The organism is Terribacillus jepli (assembly GCF_047228925.1).
Classification (GTDB): domain Bacteria; phylum Bacillota; class Bacilli; order Bacillales; family Amphibacillaceae; genus Terribacillus.
In genome coordinates, this window is the sequence record NZ_JBFEGH010000006.1 from 63,584 (window position 1) to 83,655 (window position 20,072).

Below are 20,072 nucleotides of genomic sequence, written 5' to 3' on the forward strand. Positions count from 1 at the left end.
GTCTATTTTCTTTGAAGGAAAATAAAAAAGGAGACAGAAATAATGAGATAGAGGTGATGCCGTTGAAACGGGATATGTCTATTATCAGGAGTCTCCTGCTGGATATCGAGGCTGAATTCACAGAAGGAGGTTTTGCACTGGAAGTGGCGGAAGAAGATGAGTATTCCGAGGAAGAAATGAATTATCACTTACAGCTGATGAAAGAAGCAAAGCTGATCAAGCTGGAAACTGTATTCGATGAGGAAGAAGAGGAAGAAGAACTGCTTATCTACGGATTGACCTGGGAGGGGCATGAGCTGCTGGACAGTATCCGGGAAGATGAGATATGGCAGCAGCTGCTCGTCAAGCTGAAACGGGAAAGAGGCAGTATGCCATTTTCGGTTTTGCGCAAGCAAGCGGCGAAAGCTGCCGAAGCGTATTATGCTTCCGAATAAAATTACAGGCAGGTAAAGTACTTATACAAACTATCAATAGCATATGCATAAGATGGTCCACGTTCCAAGGACAGCAAAAAGATAAGGAACTTTCAAAAAACAAGTTTTATCCGAATTCAACCTGGCAAAACAGAAGTATAAAAATATGGGAGGGTTAGGCATGCTCTGCATCTTTTCCGCAGCAAAAGATAAATTCCGGGAAGATTATCTAAAACAGCAGCAGGCAGTGCAAAAGCAAGGTACCAAAACTGCTGCAGCGGTCAAGAAATAAGGGATGGACTGTGTACTCATAAAAAGCGGCAATTAAGTAAAGACTATGGGTAAAAGCAAAAGAGGTGCAGATTTGTGAGTAGTCGGTCTACATTCATCAAAGGGTTTATGCTTGGGATTGTCGTTGCCCTGGCAGTATGGCTTGTCGTGACTTATATAGCTTCCAAATTCATTTGATACAGGAAAACACAGCTCTTTAGAGCTGTGTTTTGTTCTGCTTGTGGGTATTGTTTTCAAATTCGGTTTCCGGGTGACCGTAATCACCATTCATCATTTGCTCATCTTGATCCAAGCCGATAGCTTTTGCTGTTTCATCACGCTGATTCGATTTGTTCTGTTTTTGCTGCATATATCCCACCTCCTGCCGATAGTGTGGCACTTCTTTCGGTAATTATGTAAGGACAGACATGCTGTCCCTTTATTTTAACGCTGTTGGGCAGAGTAGTAATAATTGTACGGATAAGGTGTCGGATACGGATAAGGAACAGGGTATGGTACCGGATAAGGAGTATTATATCCATATTTATAACCATATCCAGGACCGCTGATCAAAGCACTGCCAAGAAGTCCGCCGGCCAGCCCGCCGATGAACGGAATAAATGCAAATCCGAAACGCTGATCCTCTTGGTTCGTTCTGTAGTCCGTTGTATAAGTTGATTGTCCATATGGATGCGGATAATATGTGTAGCTCATCAACATTCCTCCTATCCCTTTACTGTATGCGCGACAGTCCAAGTGAGGGTGGGCAAGTATCCAAGGTACAAGTGAAAAGATTCCCAAATGAGAAAGACATTGACAGGACTAGTTTGCACGGATGTTCATACACTAGTAATGATATGTCCATGTTTGTAAGACAAGATGACTGGGTATTAAGCGTTATGGATTGATCATGCACTTACATGACGAAGAAAAGGACTTGATTATGCAGAAACTTCTTACGGTTTTATTATTGACTTTCTTTTTTGTCAGTAACCTTTGCCTCGTTTTATACTTGCCACTCCAGAACCTGAACCAGGAAATCTATCCTGCAAAAGTCTATGCGGATGCACGAACTCGGACCGTCCAGTCTGAAAAGGATTTTCATTCCGTGAAAGGTCCTCACTCTATCGTTTTATCGGATAGAGATGCACAACAATCCAAAGACTTGACCGAAGTAAAAATCGAACAAAAACAATATACTGCGGAAGAAATAGAGCTGCTCCAAAAATTAGTCCAAGCTGAAACGAGCGGAGAAGACTACATTGGTAAGGTAGCAGTGGCGACCGTCGTACTCAATCGTATCGATAGTGATGAATTCCCGGATAGCATTCATGATGTGATCATGCAGGAAGGCCAGTTTCAGCCAGTAAGTTCCGGTGTTATTTGGAAAAGCAAGCCGACCGATGAAACGGTACAAGCAGTGGCAGACGCATTAGTGCGAAAGGATGACATGCAGGAAATTGTCTGGTTCATGAATCCAGAAACGGCTACGACAAATTGGATAGCTGAAACACAGGTGCAAGTGAAGCAGATTGGCAACCATGTTTTCTATCGGTAAAATCGGACAAACCCATCGACTACAATCAGTAACACGCCTTGTCTTGGCTGCTAATTTGGCGGCCGTATCTGAAAAGTATGTTTTACATCTTTCCTGTTCGGTAAAACAATAGGGAAGCATACTACAAGGAGTTGTTGGCATGGGGAAATTGAATGATCGTATTGCAGTCGTGACAGGTGGAGCCACCGGCATTGGAAGAGCGACTGCTTCTTTATTTGCAAAAGAAGGAGCTACTGTACTAGTAGCGGATATCAAAAAAGATGAAATGACAGATTTGCTTGAATCCATCCAATCGGCAGGAGGACAAGCAGAAGCCTATGAAGTAGATGTCTCTGACGAAGATAGTGTGAAGCAATTTGTTGATCAGGTGAAGGACACTTATGGAAAATTGGACGTGCTATTTAATAATGCCGGTATCGATCAAGAAGGCGGCAAAGTACATGAATACCCAATAGACTTGTTCGACAGTATCCAAAAGACAGATTTGCGGGGGACCTTCCTGATGAGCAAGTTCCTCATCCCGCTGATGCTCGAAAACAAAAAAGGTGCCATCGTCAATAATGCCTCGATGAGTGGAAGCTTCGCGGATCTGGATAGATCAGGCTATAATGCAGCCAAAGGCGGCATCATCAACTTCACGAAAGCTGCAGCCATTGATTACGGCAGACAAGGCATCCGGGCAAATTCTGTTTCTCCCGGTACAATCGAGACGCCACTGATTGATGAATTGACGGGGACGAAAGAAGAGGAGCAGGGGAAGGCGTTCCGTGAATCAAACAAATGGCTTGCTCCGATGGGCAGATTGGGCGCACCTGAAGAAATAGCCAAGGCTGTTTTGTTCCTTGCTTCAGATGACAGTTCCTATATTACCGGACAGGATTTGATAGTAGATGGAGGACTGACAGCTTATACGTGGGCGGGTAAAATGGCGATGGACGACAGCTGGAAGGAAACGACGCAGTAAGCACAGCGTATAGGTGAAATGTGACCAAACATCATATACAGCCAATTACAGATTGTATATCGGTGATTGGCTGTTTTTTTATGCGAGTTCAGACTTCAGTGAGGATTTGTACCAGGCTTGTGGCAATTATCAATTTTCGGGCGCTCATGATGATTCCTTTTGCTTTTGCAGTGTATTTAGGTATATCCATGTAAGATTTTTGCCTTGTGATTTATAACTTTGAATAAAAGAGAGAAATAATTACCGAGATTATTTTCTCATTGATATTTGAAAGGGCTTTCATTTATAATGTGACTAAACCAGTTTACAAAACCGATTTAGTAAGAAGTGCTTCAAAATTCAAACCGACAAATGCAAGGAATGAAAGGTGTCACAGATCAGCCGTTAGGCGACCTTTTTACCACTTAACAATCGACACAGTCATCATAGAAAGTGTTGTGGTTATGCAAACATACGAATTGCTTCGTATAGAACATGCAAATCTAAAGTGGGGGGGCCGGTAAGATGCCAACAATAGTGATTGATGCAGAAAAAGTGAAGGAGCTTGCAAGTAGGAAATTGAAAGATGCGGGTCTGAACGGTGATCATGCTGAGAAAGTAGCTGAAGTACTTATTCATGCCGATCTGCGAAATGTGAATTCCCATGGTGTACTGCGCACAGAGCATTATGTTGGACGTCTTAAGGCGGGAGGGATTAATCCTGACGCCCAAATCTCATTCAAAGTGACAGGACCTGTTACCGGAATTGTCAATGGAGATGATGGATTTGGACATGTGGTTGGAGATGTTGCAATCGGGCATGCCATAGACATGGCAAGGCAGAACGGGGTAGGCATGGTGACAGTTATCAATAGCAGCCATTGCGGAGCATTAAGTTATTTTGTTCAAAAAGCGGCCGAAGCTAACTTGATTGGTATTGCCATGACCCACACCGACAAAGTGGTCGTTCCGTTTGGGGGAAGCTCCCCTTTCTTCGGAACCAACCCGATCGCTTATGGTGTTCCAGCTAAAAACAATAAGCCATTTATCTTGGATATGGCCACCAGCAATGTAGCGTTAGGGAAAGTCCTCCAAGCCCGTGAGGAAGGAAAAGACATACCGGCAGGCTGGGGCGTGGATGAAAATGGTGCACCAGTGACAGATCCGAACAAGGTCGTGTCCCTTTTACCGTTTGGAGGTCCGAAAGGTTATGGGCTTGCTCTCATTGTTGATATCTTTTCTGGTTTATTAGCTGGAGCGGCTTTCGGACCACATATATCCAAAATGTATGATGACTTGGATCAAAAACGTAAACTGGGTCATTATTTCTGTGTCATCAATCCTTCGTTCTTCACAGATGCAGATACATTCCTCAAGCAAATGGACAGGATGATCGATGAACTTAAACAAGTCCCACCTGCACCAGGGGTTAAGCGTGTATTTGTTCCAGGAGAAATTGAACAAATACATGAGGAAAACAATAAAAGGAATGGAATTAGAATCGCCTCAAGTGTTTATGAATACCTGACAGGGGAGGTTGAAAATGAAAGCTTTACAAGTTAAAGGCCCTCGTGAACTAGCGGTCATTGAGGCTGATCAGCCTGTAATGAAAAATGCTCAAGATGTGTTGGTAAAAGTCAAAAGGGTGGGGATTTGTGGATCTGATATGCACATTTATCATGGGACTAATCCGCTTGCGACTCTTCCGCGCATAGTTGGGCATGAAGTTGCCGGTGAAGTTGTGCAAATCGGCAGCGATGTAAAGAATGTCAAAGTGGGGGACCATGTAGTGGTGGAACCTATCCGTTATTGCGGAGAGTGTTATGCTTGCCGAAAAGGACGACCGAATGTATGCGCTTCCCTGTCGGTTCTAGGTGTACATGAAGATGGTGGGATGAGAGAATGGATCGTCCTTCCGGAAAAGCAGGTGCACGTGGTGGACTCCGAACTTCCATGGGAAGAAGCTGTTATGGCAGAGCCTTACACGATTGGTGCACAGGCGGTATGGAGAGGGAATGTTGAGAAAGGGGATACCGTTCTGATACAGGGAGCTGGTCCAATAGGGATATGTATCCTGAAGTTGGCAAAGCTTCAAGGAGCAGCTGTCATGATGACGGATTTAAGTGATGCCCGCCTTGCATTCGCGAGTGAAAATGGGGCTGATGTTACAGTGAATGCCGTAAATGAAGACGTTAAACAGCGAGTTTTCGAATGGAGCAAAGGGGAGGGTGCGAATGTGGTGATAGATGCAGTCTGCCTGCCATCCACCTTTGAACTTTCATTAGAAGTGGTATCGGAAGCGGGATATGTGGTAGTTCTTGGGTTTGATGAGAGAACCTCCTCTATTCCCCAGCTGCCGATTACGAAAAAAGAAATAACCATAACTGGTTCGAGGTTGCAAACGAATCAATTTTCAAAAGTGGTTGCTTTATTGAATAGTGGGAAGCTCAGGGAGAATGGTTTAATTACACATCAATTTCCACTCGAACAAGTACAGGAAGCGTTTGACTTTATCGAAGAGAATCCAAATCAAGTGAGAAAAGCGGTTATCATATTCGATTAAGGAGAGAAAACAAAATTGTTGAACATTCAATCTTAGCCCCTATTTCTGAATTGAAAGTAGCGGTTATTCGCAAGCGGTACGGCATATGAACGACAAAGCGGCCTTTGAAGGAAAGAGAATAGAAGTCATCGAATTCCCTGATACGGACCAAGTGTTCAAGGCATTATCTAGTGGTTCGTTCCGGACCCCAAGACAGTCGAGCATGCCATTTAGTACTTAAATAAAGGCTGGAGGTGTAGTATGAACATCACATTTCGTTGGTATGGAAGAGGCAATGACACTGTTCAACTGGAACAGGTAAAACAAATTCCGGGTACTAAAGGGATTGTTTGGGCTCTTCACCAAAAACCAGTAGGAGAAGTATGGGAAAAAGAAGAGATTAAGGAAGAAGTCGAATACATCCAATCATTTGGTTTTCACACAGACGTTGTCGAGAGTGTAAATGTCCATGAATCTATCAAACTAGGCAATGAAGAAAGAATGCACTATATAGAGAACTACAAGGAGACGATCCGTAACCTTTCCGAATTCGGGGTTAAAGTGATCTGTTATAACTTCATGCCGATATTTGACTGGACGCGGACGGACATGTTTCATCCTTTGGAGGACGGATCCACTGCCCTGTTTTATGAAAAGGCCAAAGTGGCAGATCAGGATCCGCAGAAATTGATCAGTACTGTAATGGCAGCTTCAGACCTAACCCTTCCAGGCTGGGAGCCGGAAAAAATGGAAAGGATTACAGAACTTTTCGAAGCCTATAAAAGCATCGATGAATCCAAGCTATGGGATAATCTAGCGTTTTTCCTAAAAGAAATTTTACCTGTTGCGGAAGCTTCCGGCATCCAAATGGCTATCCATCCCGATGATCCACCATGGTCCATTTTTGGTCTTCCCCGAATCATTACTGGGGAACAAAGTTATGAAAAATTGATATCTATTTCCGATTCTCCTGCAAACGGTTTTACTATATGTACGGGGTCCATGGGAGCCAATCCAGAGAACGATATGGTTCAGGTTGCAAGAAAATATGCGTCACATGCACCATTTTTCCACATCAGGAATGTGAAAATCCATGATAATGGAGATTTTGTAGAGACTTCACATTATACGCAGGATGGTTCCATCAATATCAATGGCGTCGTAGCCGAGTTAAACAAGCAAAACTACGATGGATATGTACGGCCAGACCATGGACGCCATATATGGGATGAGGAATGCCGACCGGGTTATGGCCTCTATGACCGAGCGCTTGGAATTATGTATTTGCTGGGATTATGGGATGCACATGAAGCAAAGAAGTCAGGTGAAGTCTCTTGATACCTATACATGAAAATTTGAAGGATAAAGTGGCGGTCATAACGGGCGGGAGTGGGGTCCTTTGCTCCCAAATGGCCATTGAGCTGGCCAGACAAGGCGTAAAGACATCTATTTTGAACAGGGATGCTAAAAATGGTCGTGATGTGGTTGAAAAGATTCAGGCATCTGGAGGAACAGGTATATCTGTGGAAGCCGATGTACTGGACAAAAGTTCTATGGAGCAGGCACGTAAGGAGATTTTAGGAACTTTTGGGCAAGTGGATTATCTAATCAATGGAGCTGGCGGAAATCATTCTGATGCCATTACAGATATGGAAGTCTATCAAGAAGAGGATATAGGGAAATCGTTCTTTCATCTGGATGAAGAAGGGTTTTCCAGAGTGTTTGCGACTAATTTTACTGGCTCTTTCATCTCCAGCCAGGTATTTGGAAAGGATCTGTTGCAAGCAAAGGCACCGTCTATTTTGAATTTATCCTCCATGAGTGCCTATGCACCAATGACAAAGGTTCCTGCATATAGTGCGGCTAAATCATCCATCAATAATTTCACGATGTGGATGGCCGTCCATTTCGCAGAATCAGGTTTAAGGGTAAATGCCATTGCACCTGGCTTCTTCCTAACGACACAAAACCAGAACCTGCTATTAAATGAAGATGGGAGCTATACGGCCCGTTCCAACAAAATCCTTAACGGAACTCCTATGAAACGTTTTGGGAATCCGGAAGATCTGCTCGGAACCATGCTCTGGCTGCTCGATGACAGTTATTCAGGTTTTGTAACCGGGATTACTGTACCTGTGGATGGCGGATTCATGGCTTACTCGGGTGTATAATAGGATTTGATAATTTTGAAAAGTTAATCAATCATATTTTAACGTGCTTGCTTTTGCGCTATAATAACCAAAACTACTAAAACGTTTTATCAAGAGTAGAACCAAATCCAGACGAGGTTGACAGAATGAGACCCATTACAATCACAGACGTGGCAAAGCAAGCCAATGTATCAAAAAGCACAGTATCTCAATATCTGAACAAGCGGTACGAGTATATGAGTGAAAAAACACGAAAAAACATCGAATCCGCGATCGAAGAATTGAATTATCAGCCTAATATTGTGGCCCGAAGCCTTAAACAAAAATCCACTTTCACAGTTGGCGTCATCGTAGCGAATATTTTACATACATTCTCTACACATGTGATCCGGGCGGTTGAGAATTTCTTTCATGATAAAGGGTTTCAAATCATTGTATGTAATGCGGACGACGAACCAGAAAAAGAAAAGAAATATATCGAAATGCTACGGGCAAAACAGGTAGACGGAATCATTATCTTTCCAACCGGAGGCAATCTGGATCTTTATGAGCGTATGCTCAGGGATAAATTTCCGGTTGTATTCATGGACAGGACCATCAAGAGCATGGATATTGCAACAGTGATGCTTGATAACCATCTGGCATCTAAGCTGGCAGTAGACCATTTTGCCGATAAAGGCTATGAACAAATAGCCATACTCACTACTTCTGTTATTAGAAACATTAGTCCGAGGGTGGAAAGAATCGAAGGCTATAGAAATGCTATGGCAGCCCGTGGACTGGAAGTCAATGCTGCGTATATAAAAACAGCCGATGTCGATCGGATTGCGCTTGCATTGAACGAACTATTCCAACTGGAAAAACCACCGCAAGCTTTATTGGCCGGCAATGACATCGTACTTATCGAAATTCTGAAATATATAAAAGAACAGGGATTAAGGATTCCTGAAGATGTAGCAGTAATCGGAATCGATGAAGTTCCGTTTGCCAATTTCTTCACTCCGCCCATCACTACTGTATCTCAACCGGCAGTCGAGATGGCCCGCAAAGCAGTCGATTTATTATTGCAGCAAATGAATAAAGACTTGGAAGAAAAGGACAAAAGCGTTATCCGTCTTAAACCAAGTCTTATAGAAAGAAATTCTTGTATTACCATTAAATAAAAGGGCTGCGGCTCTTTTAACTTTGAAAGTAAATCGGTTTACTATCATGTTACCATAAGGTGGAATCATGATAGTAAAGGTAAATTGGCTCTTTAAAATGTAAGCGCTTTATATAGTGGGGAACCTATTATGTAATGACCCTAAGGAGGGAATTTCATGTTTACTAAAGGCAAACTAGCCATCATGATTTTATTGTTTCTTGCCGGTGTCATTAATTACCTTGACCGTTCCGCCTTGTCCATTGCAGCTCCATTCATTACAGAGGATTTAAATCTTACCGCCACGCAAATGGGAATTATTTTCAGCAGTTTCTCCGTTGGCTATGCGATTTTTAACTTTTTGGGGGGAGTAGCTGCCGATAGATACGGAGCTAAACTCACTTTGTTTGTAGCTATGATTATCTGGTCCATATTTAGTGGTGCCATCGCGCTTGCCATTGGATTTACCAGCTTAATCATCATCCGTATCTTGTTCGGAATGGGAGAAGGTCCTCTGTCAGCAACTATTAATAAAATGGTCAATAACTGGTTTCCAGCTGACCAGAGGGCCTCTGCAATCGGTCTGGCCAACAGCGGAACTCCACTAGGTGGCGCTATTGCCGGACCGATTGTGGGCTTCATTGCCATTTCATACAGTTGGAAGTTATCCTTCATCCTAATCATGATCATTGGTTTTATATGGTCGATAGTATGGTGGAAAGTTGTTAAAGAAAAGCCGTCTGAGACAGGATCAGAGAAAGTTATTACAACTGATGCTGCCCCGCATGTAAAGAAACCATTAACCTTCTATCTGAAACAGAAAACGGTCCTGATCACTGCATTTTCTTTCTTTGCCTATAACTATATTTTGTTCTTCTTTTTAACTTGGTTCCCAAGTTATCTGATAGATGCAAGGGGAATCAGTGTTCAGGAAATGAGTATAGTCACAGTCATTCCCTGGGTTCTCGGCTTTATCGGCCTTGCAGTCGGTGGCTTTGTTTCTGACTTTGTATTACGAAAGTTTGCTAAAAAAGGCGTCCTGTTCTCTCGTAAGGTGGTTTTGGTTACATGCTTACTTGCCTCTGCAATATGCATAGGGCTTGCCGGTTTAGTTACTACTACGTTTAGTGCAGTTGCATTAGTGGCATTTTCCGTATTCTTCCTATACCTGACCGGTTCCATTTACTGGGCAATCGTTCAAGACGTTGTGGACCAAAATAATGTTGGTTCTGTTGGTGGTTTCATGCATTTCCTTGCTAACACAGCTGGTATTATCGGGCCGACACTGACCGGTTTCCTTGTCGATAGATCGGGCACTTATACGGCAGCATTCCTCCTGGCTGGTGGATTGGCAGTTCTCGCTTCCTTGGCTGTACTTCGATTTGTTCGTCCGATTAAAGGTGGCATTGTTACAGATAACTCAAATAATACGATTACCGGGAACTAAAATCCGTTATTAGAATGGGTTTCTTTTTGTTAGAAAAATTTAAGCTACCTGGTCATTGCCAGAATCATAGCTTGTAAAGGGAGAAAGATCATGTTAAAACAGCGTAGTATTGCAGATATAGTACATGACCCAAATAAACGTAAAACATTGCCTGTGAAAATCCTTCAGATTGGGGAAGGCAACTTTTTGAGAGGCTTTATTGATTGGATGATACAAGAAGCAAACAGTCAGGGGAATTTCAATGGTGGCATTGCTGTAACAAACCCACGCAAATCAGGTAGTGAAAAAATTGAAAAGCTGAAAAAGCAAAAAGGGCTGTTTACCCTTCTGACCAAAGGGATCCAGAAAGGAAAAACGATTGAGTCAAGTCAGATCATTGATGTCTTCTCGAAGATTATAGACCCTTATCGGGAATGGAACGAATTTTTGCATTTGGCAAATGAACCGGAGCTGAAATTTGTCATTTCCAATACGACAGAAGCAGGTCTTGTTTACATTCCTTGCGATGTGATGGAAGACATCCCTTTGGAAACATTTCCTGCCAAACTGACTTATTTCCTTTATAAACGGTTTGAGCATTACAGCGGAGCCCCCGACAAAGGACTCATGTTACTCCCTTGTGAATTGGTCGAACAAAATGGGCAAGCCCTTAAAGAAATTGTCCTATCACATTGCAGGGACTGGAACTTACCGCATGCATTTATTTCATGGTTGCATGATCATAATGCATTCCTAAATTCTCTTGTTGACCGGATTGTTCCCGGTTTTCCAAACGAGGAAGCAGAGACGATATTCAAGGAATCGGGTTATGAAGATTCCTTTTTAAATGTAGTCGAACCGTATCATTTATGGGTAATTCAAGGAGATGACAGGCTTGACGATCAACTGCCTTTAAAAAAATCAGGATTGAACGTTCACTGGGTGGATGATTTGAAGCCTTTTCAGCTTAGAAAAATTCGTATCCTGAACGGATCCCATACGCTCATGGCTCAACTCGGTATTTTGATGGGCATCGAACTGGTGAGGGAGGCAGTAACTCATGAAAAGATGGCGCCCTTTATCAAGAACACGATAGAAGAGGAGATAGTCCCTTCTCTTGAGCTAGATCTTACGGAATCTTTAGCGTATGGAGAAAGTGTTTTGGAGCGTTTCCTTAACCCATTTTTACACCATAGACTCTCGGATATAGCCCTTAATGCAAGTAGCAAGTTTCGATCGAGGCTTTTGCCGACGCTAAAAGCGTATCGTATCAGGAACAATAGACTGCCAGAGAACATCATGAAGGCTTTAGCAGCTTTAATCTGTTTCTATAAAGTGGAATCAATAGAAGGCAAGTATGTTGGGAGAGATTTTAATGGTAAAACCTATGTTGTCAGGGATAGCGAACAAGTGCTTGAATTTTTCCAGGCACAGTGGAGCCGTTATGAAAGTGAAGGGTTGTCACTCCATGATATGACGAAGGAAATTTTGCAAAACAAGGTATTATGGGGTGTCGATTTACATGCCATGACAGGGATGACTGAAAAAACTGTTGAATTACTAACAGAGATGGAGGAAAAAAGATGACCTTGGATTCTTCTATTCTATTGCATAAAAATGACGGGGTAGCTGTAGCATTGCGTGACATCCATAATGGGGAAGCTATCCCAATCGATGAGCTGTCGAAATCGATAACGGCTATCGAAGACATTCCAAAAGGCCATAAGTTTGCTGTTAAAACAATTGCGCAAGGAGATGAAGTTCTAAAATTCGGTTATTCGATTGGTGTAGCGACTGAAGATATTACGGAAGGTTCCTGGATACACACGCACAATTTAAAAACCGGTTTGAATGGATTGCTGGAGTACTCCTATGAACCGGATGGTATATCCAATCAGCCAATGAAAGAGAGCCGTTACTTCAACGGGTATGTTCGTGAAAATGGGGAAGCAGGTATCCGAAATGAAATATGGATCATCAACACGGTAGGCTGCATTAATAAAACGTGTGAACATCTTGCAAAAATGGCCGGATCATTATATGGAAATCGCGTTGATGGTATTTACCATTTTTCCCATCCATATGGATGTTCTCAACTCGGAGATGATTTGACTTATACCCAGAAGTTATTGGCTTCCCTGGCCAATCATCCTAATGCGGCCGGCATTTTGGTCGTAGGTTTAGGCTGTGAAAACAATCAAATCGAAGCGTTTAAAAAGGTAATAGGTGATCAGACCGCTGGAAGAATCAAGTTTTTAACTTCCCAGGAAGTGGACGATGAGATCGAGGTGGGCATGGAGCTGATCGGAGAGCTTGTGGAGTATGCAGAACAGTTCAAAAGACAGCCTGTACCGGTTTCCAAATTAAAAATCGGATTAAAATGCGGAGGTTCAGATGGATTATCTGGAATCACAGCCAATCCATTGGCAGGAATGATATCTGACTGGATCATTTCAGAAGGAGGAACCTCCATCCTGACCGAAGTACCAGAAATGTTCGGCGCGGAAACGATCCTTATGAATCGAGCTGCAAACGAAGAAGTCTTCCATCGCATTGTTCATCTTGTAAATGATTTTAAAGAGTATTTCATAAGACATGGACAGGAGATTTATGAAAATCCATCGCCTGGAAATAAAAAGGGAGGAATTACGACCCTTGAGGAAAAGTCACTTGGCTGTACGCAAAAAGGCGGTCATTCTACCGTACAGGATGTAGTCCCTTACGGGGAAAGAGTCAAGGTGAATGGTTTGAATCTTATCCAATCACCAGGTAATGATCTTATTTCGGTAACAGCTCTTGCTGCCGCCGGTGCTCATATCATCCTGTTCACTACTGGTAGAGGAACTCCTTTTGGCGGACCGGTCCCTACGGTGAAAATCTCCACTAATACAGAATTGGCTCAGCGAAAGAAAAACTGGATTGACTTCGACGCAGGTCGTCTGGTTGATGGATTAAAAATGGATGATTTGACAGAAGAGCTGGTTGAAGATCTTATTGATCTAGCCTCTGGAAACAGACAAACGAATAACGAAAAGTTTGGATTCAGGGAAATCAGTATTTTTAAAGATGGTGTTATTCTGTAAAATCGGGGTATTTAAATAGAAACGCGAGGGGGAAATAATATGAAAACGATCGTATGTAATAGTCCCAACCACTTTTTAGTTACAGAAAGGGAAATGCCTGCTGTAAAAGAAGGAGAGGCCTTGGTGAAAATTCATAGGATCGGGATATGTGGAACAGATATCCATGCATATCATGGCCGTCAGCCATTTTTTTCCTATCCTAGAGTTTTGGGACACGAGCTTTCAGGGGAAATTGCCGAATTGAACGGAGAGAATCATGATTTTTCAATCGGAGAAAAGGTGGCTATTATTCCCTATCTGGAATGCGGTGAATGCATAGCTTGTCGAAAGGGGAAACCGAATTGCTGCCGGAACATTCAGGTGCTTGGTGTTCATACTGATGGGGGTATGCAGGAATACATTAGTGTACCCATCAGTCATCTAATTAAAATCAATCCATTGACTTATGACCAGGCCGCATTAGTGGAATGTTTAAGCATAGGCGCTCATGCGGTTCGTCGTGCTGGTATACAAAAGGACGAATTTGTGCTGGTGATAGGGGCAGGTCCGATTGGATTAGGGATCATGCAATATGTAAGGCTTGCCGGAGCAAAAGTCATTGCTATGGATATGAGTGAAGAAAGATTGGAATTCTGCCAAAAATGGGCTTCTCCGGATTATACTGTAAATGCAAAGGAAAACCCCGAATCAGCTATTGAGGAAATCACTAATGGAGATTATCCAACAGTAGTGTTCGATGCGACAGGTAATATAAACTCAATGAATAATGCTTTTAAATATACCGCACATGGAGGAAGTTTAATTTATGTGGGTCTTGTGCAGGCTGACCTTCAATTTCCGGACCAGGAGTTCCATAAGCGGGAACTGACCATGTTTGCAAGTAGAAATGCCACCAAAGAAGATTTCGAAACCGTGATAAAATCTGTGGAAGAAGGTAAAATTGACGTCCAACCATTCATTACCAGCAATGTACCCCTCGATTCCCTTCCAGAACGTTTCGAAGAATTGACAGCACCCGGAACAGGCAATATTAAAATAATGGTTGAATTATCATAATAGAAAAAGCTGGAGAACTGAATCTCCAGCTTTTTCGCATCCATAAATGGGTTACAAGCTATAAAGATTCTAAAGTAATCCTTTTGTTGCGTTGATTCAGAATTATTTAATCCAACACAGGACAGAGTAGGAAGTGCTATCTGAACAAAAAAGAACTTCAAAGTCCTACTATGGAGAAAAGCATGTCGTGCCAGAATATCGGATGACTCCTAGATCAAGTCGTGATAGTTAGGCAAATGGACGAAACTGTAGGATTCGATTTAAGCAGTCTTGTTGACATCGAGACTGTTTATGTATATGATTGATATATCAATCATTGATGTATCAACTATTAATCAAGGGAGTTATGCCGATGACTGCTTGTTCCGTCCGTCTTCAAATTTTCCTGCAGCTGCAGGCTGTTAACAAGGAGCTCTGCTCGAAGTTCGAGTCATGCTTAGGAGCCAGCACTTCGCGTGTGGAGATTCTTCATTATTTGCTGCAGCATGAGGAAGTGACCCAATCAGCATTGCAAAAGGAAGTCAATATCGATGCCGCCGCTGTTACCAGACATTTAAAGCAGCTTGAGGCTGCCGGTACGATTATGCGCTATAAAAAGGCCGATGATCAGCGAGCTACATGGGTGAAGCTGGAGGAGGAAGCCAAGCGTCATATCGAGCAATCCTATCAGGAAAAAAGCCAGTTTGTGAAAGAGACTTTTGCTGGCTTTTCAGAAGCAGAGTTAAAAGAATTCCTGCAAATGCTGAGCAAAGTAAGCGAAAATGTCTCACGTGTCACAAAGAATCATTTAGGAGGAGAAAACACATGAACCAAACACCTATATATAATAAAGAAGCTTTCCTGCAAATCGTGCAGGATCGCCGTTCCATCCGTACGTATGACGAAAACGTGAAAATCAGTAAAGAAGAAATGTCTGAAATGCTCACTGTAGCAACCAAGGCGCCATCTTCTGTAAACTTGCAGCCTTGGCGTTTTGTAGTCATTGAGAGTCCGGAAGCAAAAGCCAAACTTGCACCGCTTGCCAGATTCAATCAGCAGCAAGTAAAAACATCTTCTGCAGTAATTGCTGTTTTTGCTGATATGAATAATCTTGACTACCTGGAAGAAATCTATGGAAAAGCGGTAGAAAATGGCCTAATGCCACAGGAAGTCAAAGATCAGCAAGTTGTCTCAATCCGTAATTTGCTTTCTGGTATTACAGAACAGCAAAATAGGGAAACAATCCTTATCGATAGCGGTTTAATATCCATGCAGCTGATGCTGACTGCAAAGGCATATGGTTACGATACGAATCCAATTGGCGGATTTGAGAAAGACCAAATCGCTGAAGCATTCGATTTGGATAAGGAACGTTATGTTCCAGTCATGCTGCTTTCTATCGGAAAAGCAGCAGATGCAGGCTACAAATCTTATCGCATGCCAGTTGAACAAATTACAGAATGGAAATAAGGAGAGAGAAACCATGATCATCATCCACGCTAGAATGTCAGTGAAACCAGAGAAAAAAGAAGAATTCCTTCAAGAAATCGAAGCAGTCATGGAAGGAAGCAACGCCGAAGCTGGTAATAACAGCTACGACCTGTTCCAAGATCCAAAAGATGCTAATAGCTTCATCATGGTGGAAAACTGGAAAGATATGGACGCTGTACAAGCGCACAATGCGAGCAGCCACTTCCAAAAATTCAGCGCAGCTGCTAAAGAAATGCTCAGTGCTCCATTGACAGCAGATGTTTATCAAAGCGAGAAATTGAACTAAACAATTGGGATGGCCATCAAGGTCATCCTTTTTCTTTTACATATAGCTTTAACGGCAGGAAACGTTCATAGAATTCGATTGGTCCAGCCTGGGAGTTGATAACTTTGCGGAAACCTAATTTATTTAAGTGTTGGAGAACAGTTAGTACAAGTGAGCGACCGTAACCTGAATCCCTATAATCTTTCCTTACACCCATAGGTCCAACTATGGCACGATATCCGTCTAGTTTGCGATAGCAGGAAAAGCCACATAATCGACCTTGCTCTTGCGCAATATAAACACCACTTTTATAAATTGAAACTTTTGATCCATCGTCTATACTTCTCAGGATATCCATTAGCATTGCCTCGGCATTGGTTTGTAAGAGGTGGTGCCTTACTTCTTTTTGAATAATTCTATCTTCTTTCAAATAGCTTGCAAAGAAATTGGCGAATGTGATGAGTGGAGTTGTTTGGGTGGTACTTTCAAGTATCCGTAACAGTCGTTTTGAATTTTTCAAATGCGCTTTCCTTTCTAGAATACTTCCCTGGTCTATTTCAAATTGCTTTCAGGATGCTGAATTAAGTCTGTAACTTATCATGGTGAATACGGAATAAAGCCAAGGTGATGCAACTGGTCCGAATCAATATGGAAGAGCAGCTGTTTGCGACATTCACTAACATCATTGATCCTGGCGTAGAAGAGTCAACTATCTTAGGCTTGATAAGCTGATGGAAAACGGCGAGTGGAAATTCGATGATATTGAATTTAATTAAAAGTGAAAAAATACCAATAATTGCGTTATAATTTAACTAAGTCGGAAGCTGACTGAAAGAAAAAAACCTTGAAGGGACTGAATTATGCGCAGATATCAATGCTTATACCACACCACATAAGATTTTAAATAGAAAATGGAGGGTAAGCGTTTGATACACAATACTATTCAAACAAACAGATTAATTCTCAGAAAGATGAATAAAAATGATGTAAATGCTTTATTTACAATCTGGTCAGACCCCAATGTCACAAAATATATGAACATTGAAGGATTCTCACAAATCGAACAGGCAGAAGAAATGATATCAATCTTAAGTGACCTAGCTGAAAAAAATGAAGCCATAAGATACACTATCTTTGAAGCGAAAACTAACATTATCATAGGATCCTGTGGATTCAATACACTTGATTTCAAGAATGAGACAGCTGAAGTTGGTTATGATCTGGATAGTGGATTTTGGAACAAGGGTTATGGAACAGAAGCGGTCAAAGGCTTGATTGATTATGCATTTCATCAATTGCAATTCAAAAAAATAGAGGCAAAAGTCGATCCCAATAACATACCGTCAATTAAATTGTTGCTAAAACTCGACTTCATTTTAGAAGGTAAACTAAAAGATAAAGAAGGTCAATCTAATGACCTTAATCTATATACAAAGTATCTTCTTGATGATCAAAGGAAATTCCCTATAAGTTAGCAGACCGCAGAGGAATAGTAAAGTTGATAATGTGGAAATCCCCAACTACCTGTTATAAGCGATTGTAACTAGGAGTTGGGGATTTCATTTTGGGAATGCACCGATAACATAAGATACTATTACCAGGATTTTTAATAAGTTAAAGTTTGCTACAAAGCGATGTAGTAGCAGAAGAGAATAAAAAGGGATAAGAGTACATATTAAAACGTATGCTTATTTTCCAAATAGCTGCTCTTCAGTATAAGCATGTGTCCAATGAAAAGGCTGAAGTTCCCGTAATGGAACATATTTAACTTCATCTGTTTTATGGGTCACGGCTACTTGTACATCACGGCCCCAATACAGCAATCGTTCCTGACAAATACCGCAAGGGGTAAGAATTTTGAAAGGGCTATTTTCATCATCTCTTATTACACAAATTGAATGTGTAACTTTCGTTTGCAGCTTATGGGCTTCCAGTATAGATCCTACTTCTATACATAGCTCAGTTGCTGCGTTCAACACATCTGGAGCTACACTAGTAGTAATATTACCATCACTTGTACGCATGGCAGCTGCACCACCCCAGCCGGTTGGGTAACGTTTTTTGATTAACTGAATTGCTGATTGATATAGAGTGTCCATCATAATCGCTCCTTCTAGGAAAAGTATTATAGAGTTATCACATAGAGAATGAGAAATTTATAAAAATAAGCATTTTTACGGTTGTTTCTGGCATGAGAGAATGGCAGTTTATATTTCATTACATATTTTTTTGTGTATTGATAATGTTAAATAATTCATCGATTATTTGTTTATAACGTAACTGAGAAGAGGAGGGTAGTATTTGTAATTGGCGAATAGCTCCTTCACAAACACCCCATCTTATATACGAGCTTTGGGTCTCATCTAAGATAAAAGAAATTATTTCTTTTTCTTCTTGTGAAAGTTCACCACAATTTATAACCTTGTCAAGTAATTCCCGGATTTTACTAATAGCCACTTCTTGATTGTCGACTGATTGAGGGGATTTATATGGAAAAAGAACTTGATTGGTTCGCTTTGTTATTTCAATGTTATTTTCTAAACGTAGAATATTGTAATTTAAAATATCAGAACTATTTATATTCAGCTTTATTTGATCGGAATATCTAAATTGATAACCTAATCCTCCAATAAAATGGGTGGATAAATCCATTGCACTTTCTTCTATTTCATTCCCATAAACATCTATTAAACGGCGTGCCAGCCAATTAAGCTCTTTATAATGGCTCTCTGTCATATATTTTTGTAACCCTTCATCATTCTCCCCTAACGAAATATTATATAACTCTGATATCTTCTCGGTCCCATAAATGGAGTGTTTTACTCGAAGCTGAGAATAAAAAAGTTGCTTGTCATATAGATTTCCTTCAAGTAGCAACATATTTTGCTGTTCTTCAACTTTTTCATCAACTTTTTGAATAATATAGAGAATCAATTGTGATTTTGTAGAAAAGTAATTATAAAATGTGCCTTTGGAAACTTTGGCCTGTTCCAAGATATCCTGGATTGAAGTGTCGTGATAGCCTTTTGTTCGAAATAATTGTTTTGCTACTTCAATGATTTTTTCTTTTTTACTCATACGTTGTTAACTCCTCAAATTAATATTGACTTCTTTATAATACCAAATTATCATAAAAATAAACATGAGTACAGAAAAATATACTGTAGTTTATTTATGTGAGAGGAAATTGAATAATATAAAAAATACAACAGAAGAGCTCTTACATTTTCACAAAAAATTCCTGTATGTAATTTTAACAATGAGGTGATGAAAATGAGTGTTATTATTGAATCATTTACAAAAGCTACCAAATATCATTATGAATTGCTATTAGATGCTGACCCATCCAGGGAGTTAGTCGATTCCTATTTACCTAAAAGTCATTGTATCGAAGCTAAAGTAGGGCCAAAAGTTATCGGAGTTATCATTCTTATGCCGACAAGACCTGAAACATTAGAGATAGTTAACATTGCAGTTAAAGAAGATTTTCGAGGAGAAGGGATTGGGAGAATATTAATTGAATATGCTCTTGAATATGCTAGGGAAAATAAGATGAAGACGGTTGAAATCGGGACTGGCAGTACAAGCGTTGGAGCACTTTACTTATATCAGAAATGTGGTTTTAGAATGACTCATATAGATAGAGACTTTTTCACACGACATTATGATGAAAAAATAATCGAAAATAAAATTGAGCTAAGAGATATGGTGAGGATGTCACAAGATTTGCGTTAATTTTACTGAAAGCCCTCATT

The 20,072-nt window shown here is 41.1% G+C and carries 22 protein-coding genes; 17 read left to right on the forward strand and 5 right to left on the reverse strand.

Translation table 11 applies throughout. The annotated features are described in order from the left end of the window. Positions 1 to 11: 11 nt before the first annotated feature. Positions 12 to 434 (forward strand): DUF2513 domain-containing protein, encoded by a 423-nt coding sequence (locus AB1K91_RS08565; RefSeq protein WP_413089374.1) that lies wholly within the window; start codon positions 12 to 14, stop codon positions 432 to 434. A gap of 466 nt (positions 435 to 900) precedes the next feature. On the opposite strand, the gene AB1K91_RS08570 is transcribed toward AB1K91_RS08565, so the two are convergent. Together AB1K91_RS08570 and AB1K91_RS08575 are read right to left on the reverse strand one after the other, a co-directional pair. Next, on the reverse strand, positions 901 to 1,053 hold the full coding sequence (locus AB1K91_RS08570) for a DUF4021 domain-containing protein (RefSeq protein WP_413089375.1): 153 nt from the start codon (positions 1,051 to 1,053) through the stop codon (positions 901 to 903). A gap of 74 nt (positions 1,054 to 1,127) precedes the next feature. Next, on the reverse strand, positions 1,128 to 1,397 hold the full coding sequence (locus AB1K91_RS08575; RefSeq protein WP_093727037.1) for a hypothetical protein: 270 nt from the start codon (positions 1,395 to 1,397) through the stop codon (positions 1,128 to 1,130). Positions 1,398 to 1,626: 229 nt separating this feature from the next. Here AB1K91_RS08575 and AB1K91_RS08580 point away from each other — a divergent pair, with 229 nt between their 5' ends. The 14 genes from AB1K91_RS08580 to AB1K91_RS08645 all read left to right on the forward strand — a co-directional run bounded on the left by AB1K91_RS08580 (position 1,627) and on the right by AB1K91_RS08645 (position 16,338). Further along, positions 1,627 to 2,241 carry a cell wall hydrolase gene (locus AB1K91_RS08580; protein WP_413089376.1) on the forward strand — a complete coding sequence of 205 codons (615 nt, stop codon included), beginning with the start codon at positions 1,627 to 1,629 and terminating at the stop codon, positions 2,239 to 2,241. 139 nt (positions 2,242 to 2,380) lie between these two features. Then, positions 2,381 to 3,205, forward strand: coding sequence for an SDR family oxidoreductase (locus AB1K91_RS08585; RefSeq protein WP_413089377.1), 825 nt, complete (start codon positions 2,381 to 2,383; stop codon positions 3,203 to 3,205). Between the two features lie 504 nt (positions 3,206 to 3,709). Further along, positions 3,710 to 4,747 carry an ureidoglycolate dehydrogenase gene (gene allD, locus AB1K91_RS08590; RefSeq protein ID WP_413089378.1) on the forward strand — a complete coding sequence of 346 codons (1,038 nt, stop codon included), beginning with the start codon at positions 3,710 to 3,712 and terminating at the stop codon, positions 4,745 to 4,747. Further along, positions 4,728 to 5,747 (forward strand): zinc-binding alcohol dehydrogenase family protein, encoded by a 1,020-nt coding sequence (locus tag AB1K91_RS08595; RefSeq protein WP_413089379.1) that lies wholly within the window; start codon positions 4,728 to 4,730, stop codon positions 5,745 to 5,747. Before allD ends, AB1K91_RS08595 begins: the two co-directional genes overlap by 20 nt. Positions 5,748 to 5,987: 240 nt before the next feature. Further along, positions 5,988 to 7,064 carry a mannonate dehydratase gene (uxuA, locus tag AB1K91_RS08600; protein WP_413089380.1) on the forward strand — a complete coding sequence of 359 codons (1,077 nt, stop codon included), beginning with the start codon at positions 5,988 to 5,990 and terminating at the stop codon, positions 7,062 to 7,064. After that, complete coding sequence (locus AB1K91_RS08605) at positions 7,061 to 7,897, forward strand: SDR family oxidoreductase (protein WP_413089381.1); 837 nt, start codon at positions 7,061 to 7,063, stop codon at positions 7,895 to 7,897. The genes uxuA and AB1K91_RS08605 overlap by 4 nt, the downstream gene beginning before the upstream one ends. 125 nt (positions 7,898 to 8,022) lie before the next feature. Next, complete coding sequence (locus AB1K91_RS08610; protein WP_413089382.1) at positions 8,023 to 9,039, forward strand: LacI family DNA-binding transcriptional regulator; 1,017 nt, start codon at positions 8,023 to 8,025, stop codon at positions 9,037 to 9,039. 156 nt (positions 9,040 to 9,195) lie between these two features. Then, positions 9,196 to 10,464: an MFS transporter gene (locus AB1K91_RS08615; RefSeq protein WP_413089383.1), complete on the forward strand. Its 1,269-nt coding sequence runs from the start codon at positions 9,196 to 9,198 to the stop codon at positions 10,462 to 10,464. Between the two features lie 90 nt (positions 10,465 to 10,554). Next, complete coding sequence (locus AB1K91_RS08620) at positions 10,555 to 12,030, forward strand: tagaturonate reductase (protein ID WP_413089384.1); 1,476 nt, start codon at positions 10,555 to 10,557, stop codon at positions 12,028 to 12,030. Then, positions 12,027 to 13,526 (forward strand): UxaA family hydrolase, encoded by a 1,500-nt coding sequence (locus AB1K91_RS08625; RefSeq protein ID WP_413089385.1) that lies wholly within the window; start codon positions 12,027 to 12,029, stop codon positions 13,524 to 13,526. The genes AB1K91_RS08620 and AB1K91_RS08625 overlap by 4 nt, the downstream gene beginning before the upstream one ends. A 39-nt stretch (positions 13,527 to 13,565) precedes the next feature. Further along, complete coding sequence (locus tag AB1K91_RS08630; RefSeq protein ID WP_413089386.1) at positions 13,566 to 14,582, forward strand: zinc-binding alcohol dehydrogenase family protein; 1,017 nt, start codon at positions 13,566 to 13,568, stop codon at positions 14,580 to 14,582. Between the two features lie 352 nt (positions 14,583 to 14,934). Further along, entirely contained in the window at positions 14,935 to 15,390 is a 456-nt protein-coding gene (locus AB1K91_RS08635; RefSeq protein WP_413089387.1) for a MarR family winged helix-turn-helix transcriptional regulator, read from the forward strand. Continuing rightward, a complete protein-coding gene (locus tag AB1K91_RS08640; RefSeq protein WP_413089388.1) occupies positions 15,387 to 16,031 on the forward strand; it encodes a nitroreductase family protein in 645 nt (214 codons plus the stop codon). Before AB1K91_RS08635 ends, AB1K91_RS08640 begins: the two co-directional genes overlap by 4 nt. Before the next feature lie 13 nt (positions 16,032 to 16,044). Further along, positions 16,045 to 16,338 (forward strand): putative quinol monooxygenase, encoded by a 294-nt coding sequence (locus AB1K91_RS08645; RefSeq protein ID WP_413089389.1) that lies wholly within the window; start codon positions 16,045 to 16,047, stop codon positions 16,336 to 16,338. 22 nt (positions 16,339 to 16,360) lie between these two features. Here the strand turns inward: AB1K91_RS08645 and AB1K91_RS08650 are convergent, their stop codons facing one another. After that, complete coding sequence (locus AB1K91_RS08650) at positions 16,361 to 16,837, reverse strand: GNAT family N-acetyltransferase (protein ID WP_413089390.1); 477 nt, start codon at positions 16,835 to 16,837, stop codon at positions 16,361 to 16,363. 391 nt (positions 16,838 to 17,228) lie between these two features. On the opposite strand from AB1K91_RS08650, the gene AB1K91_RS08655 reads away from it, so the two are divergent. Then, entirely contained in the window at positions 17,229 to 17,792 is a 564-nt protein-coding gene (locus AB1K91_RS08655; protein ID WP_413089391.1) for a GNAT family N-acetyltransferase, read from the forward strand. Between the two features lie 213 nt (positions 17,793 to 18,005). Here the strand turns inward: AB1K91_RS08655 and AB1K91_RS08660 are convergent, their stop codons facing one another. Then, the gene (locus tag AB1K91_RS08660) at positions 18,006 to 18,419 is read right to left on the reverse strand and encodes a cytidine deaminase (RefSeq protein ID WP_413089392.1); all 414 of its coding nucleotides are present in this window, start codon (positions 18,417 to 18,419) and stop codon (positions 18,006 to 18,008) included. 115 nt (positions 18,420 to 18,534) lie between these two features. Continuing rightward, complete coding sequence (locus tag AB1K91_RS08665; RefSeq protein WP_413089393.1) at positions 18,535 to 19,395, reverse strand: TetR/AcrR family transcriptional regulator; 861 nt, start codon at positions 19,393 to 19,395, stop codon at positions 18,535 to 18,537. A 195-nt stretch (positions 19,396 to 19,590) separates the two neighbouring features. On the opposite strand from AB1K91_RS08665, the gene AB1K91_RS08670 reads away from it, so the two are divergent. Continuing rightward, positions 19,591 to 20,052, forward strand: coding sequence for a GNAT family N-acetyltransferase (locus AB1K91_RS08670; protein WP_413089394.1), 462 nt, complete (start codon positions 19,591 to 19,593; stop codon positions 20,050 to 20,052). The last annotated feature ends 20 nt before the right edge of the window (positions 20,053 to 20,072 follow it).

Excerpts from the sequence above, each read along its gene's own strand:
- AB1K91_RS08570 (WP_413089375.1), bottom strand. The coding sequence starts at position 1,053 with ATGCAGCAAAAACAGAACAAATCGAATCAGCGTGATGAAACAGCAAAA.
- AB1K91_RS08575 (WP_093727037.1), bottom strand. The coding sequence starts at position 1,397 with ATGAGCTACACATATTATCCGCATCCATATGGACAATCAACTTATACA.
- AB1K91_RS08580 (WP_413089376.1), top strand. The coding sequence starts at position 1,627 with ATGCAGAAACTTCTTACGGTTTTATTATTGACTTTCTTTTTTGTCAGT.
- AB1K91_RS08585 (WP_413089377.1), top strand. The coding sequence starts at position 2,381 with ATGGGGAAATTGAATGATCGTATTGCAGTCGTGACAGGTGGAGCCACC.
- allD (WP_413089378.1), top strand. The coding sequence starts at position 3,710 with ATGCCAACAATAGTGATTGATGCAGAAAAAGTGAAGGAGCTTGCAAGT.
- AB1K91_RS08595 (WP_413089379.1), top strand. The coding sequence starts at position 4,728 with ATGAAAGCTTTACAAGTTAAAGGCCCTCGTGAACTAGCGGTCATTGAG.
- uxuA (WP_413089380.1), top strand. The coding sequence starts at position 5,988 with ATGAACATCACATTTCGTTGGTATGGAAGAGGCAATGACACTGTTCAA.
- AB1K91_RS08610 (WP_413089382.1), top strand. The coding sequence starts at position 8,023 with ATGAGACCCATTACAATCACAGACGTGGCAAAGCAAGCCAATGTATCA.
- AB1K91_RS08615 (WP_413089383.1), top strand. The coding sequence starts at position 9,196 with ATGTTTACTAAAGGCAAACTAGCCATCATGATTTTATTGTTTCTTGCC.
- AB1K91_RS08620 (WP_413089384.1), top strand. The coding sequence starts at position 10,555 with ATGTTAAAACAGCGTAGTATTGCAGATATAGTACATGACCCAAATAAA.
- AB1K91_RS08625 (WP_413089385.1), top strand. The coding sequence starts at position 12,027 with ATGACCTTGGATTCTTCTATTCTATTGCATAAAAATGACGGGGTAGCT.
- AB1K91_RS08630 (WP_413089386.1), top strand. The coding sequence starts at position 13,566 with ATGAAAACGATCGTATGTAATAGTCCCAACCACTTTTTAGTTACAGAA.
- AB1K91_RS08635 (WP_413089387.1), top strand. The coding sequence starts at position 14,935 with ATGACTGCTTGTTCCGTCCGTCTTCAAATTTTCCTGCAGCTGCAGGCT.
- AB1K91_RS08640 (WP_413089388.1), top strand. The coding sequence starts at position 15,387 with ATGAACCAAACACCTATATATAATAAAGAAGCTTTCCTGCAAATCGTG.
- AB1K91_RS08645 (WP_413089389.1), top strand. The coding sequence starts at position 16,045 with ATGATCATCATCCACGCTAGAATGTCAGTGAAACCAGAGAAAAAAGAA.
- AB1K91_RS08655 (WP_413089391.1), top strand. The coding sequence starts at position 17,229 with ATGGAGGGTAAGCGTTTGATACACAATACTATTCAAACAAACAGATTA.
- AB1K91_RS08660 (WP_413089392.1), bottom strand. The coding sequence starts at position 18,419 with ATGATGGACACTCTATATCAATCAGCAATTCAGTTAATCAAAAAACGT.
- AB1K91_RS08665 (WP_413089393.1), bottom strand. The coding sequence starts at position 19,395 with ATGAGTAAAAAAGAAAAAATCATTGAAGTAGCAAAACAATTATTTCGA.
- AB1K91_RS08670 (WP_413089394.1), top strand. The coding sequence starts at position 19,591 with ATGAGTGTTATTATTGAATCATTTACAAAAGCTACCAAATATCATTAT.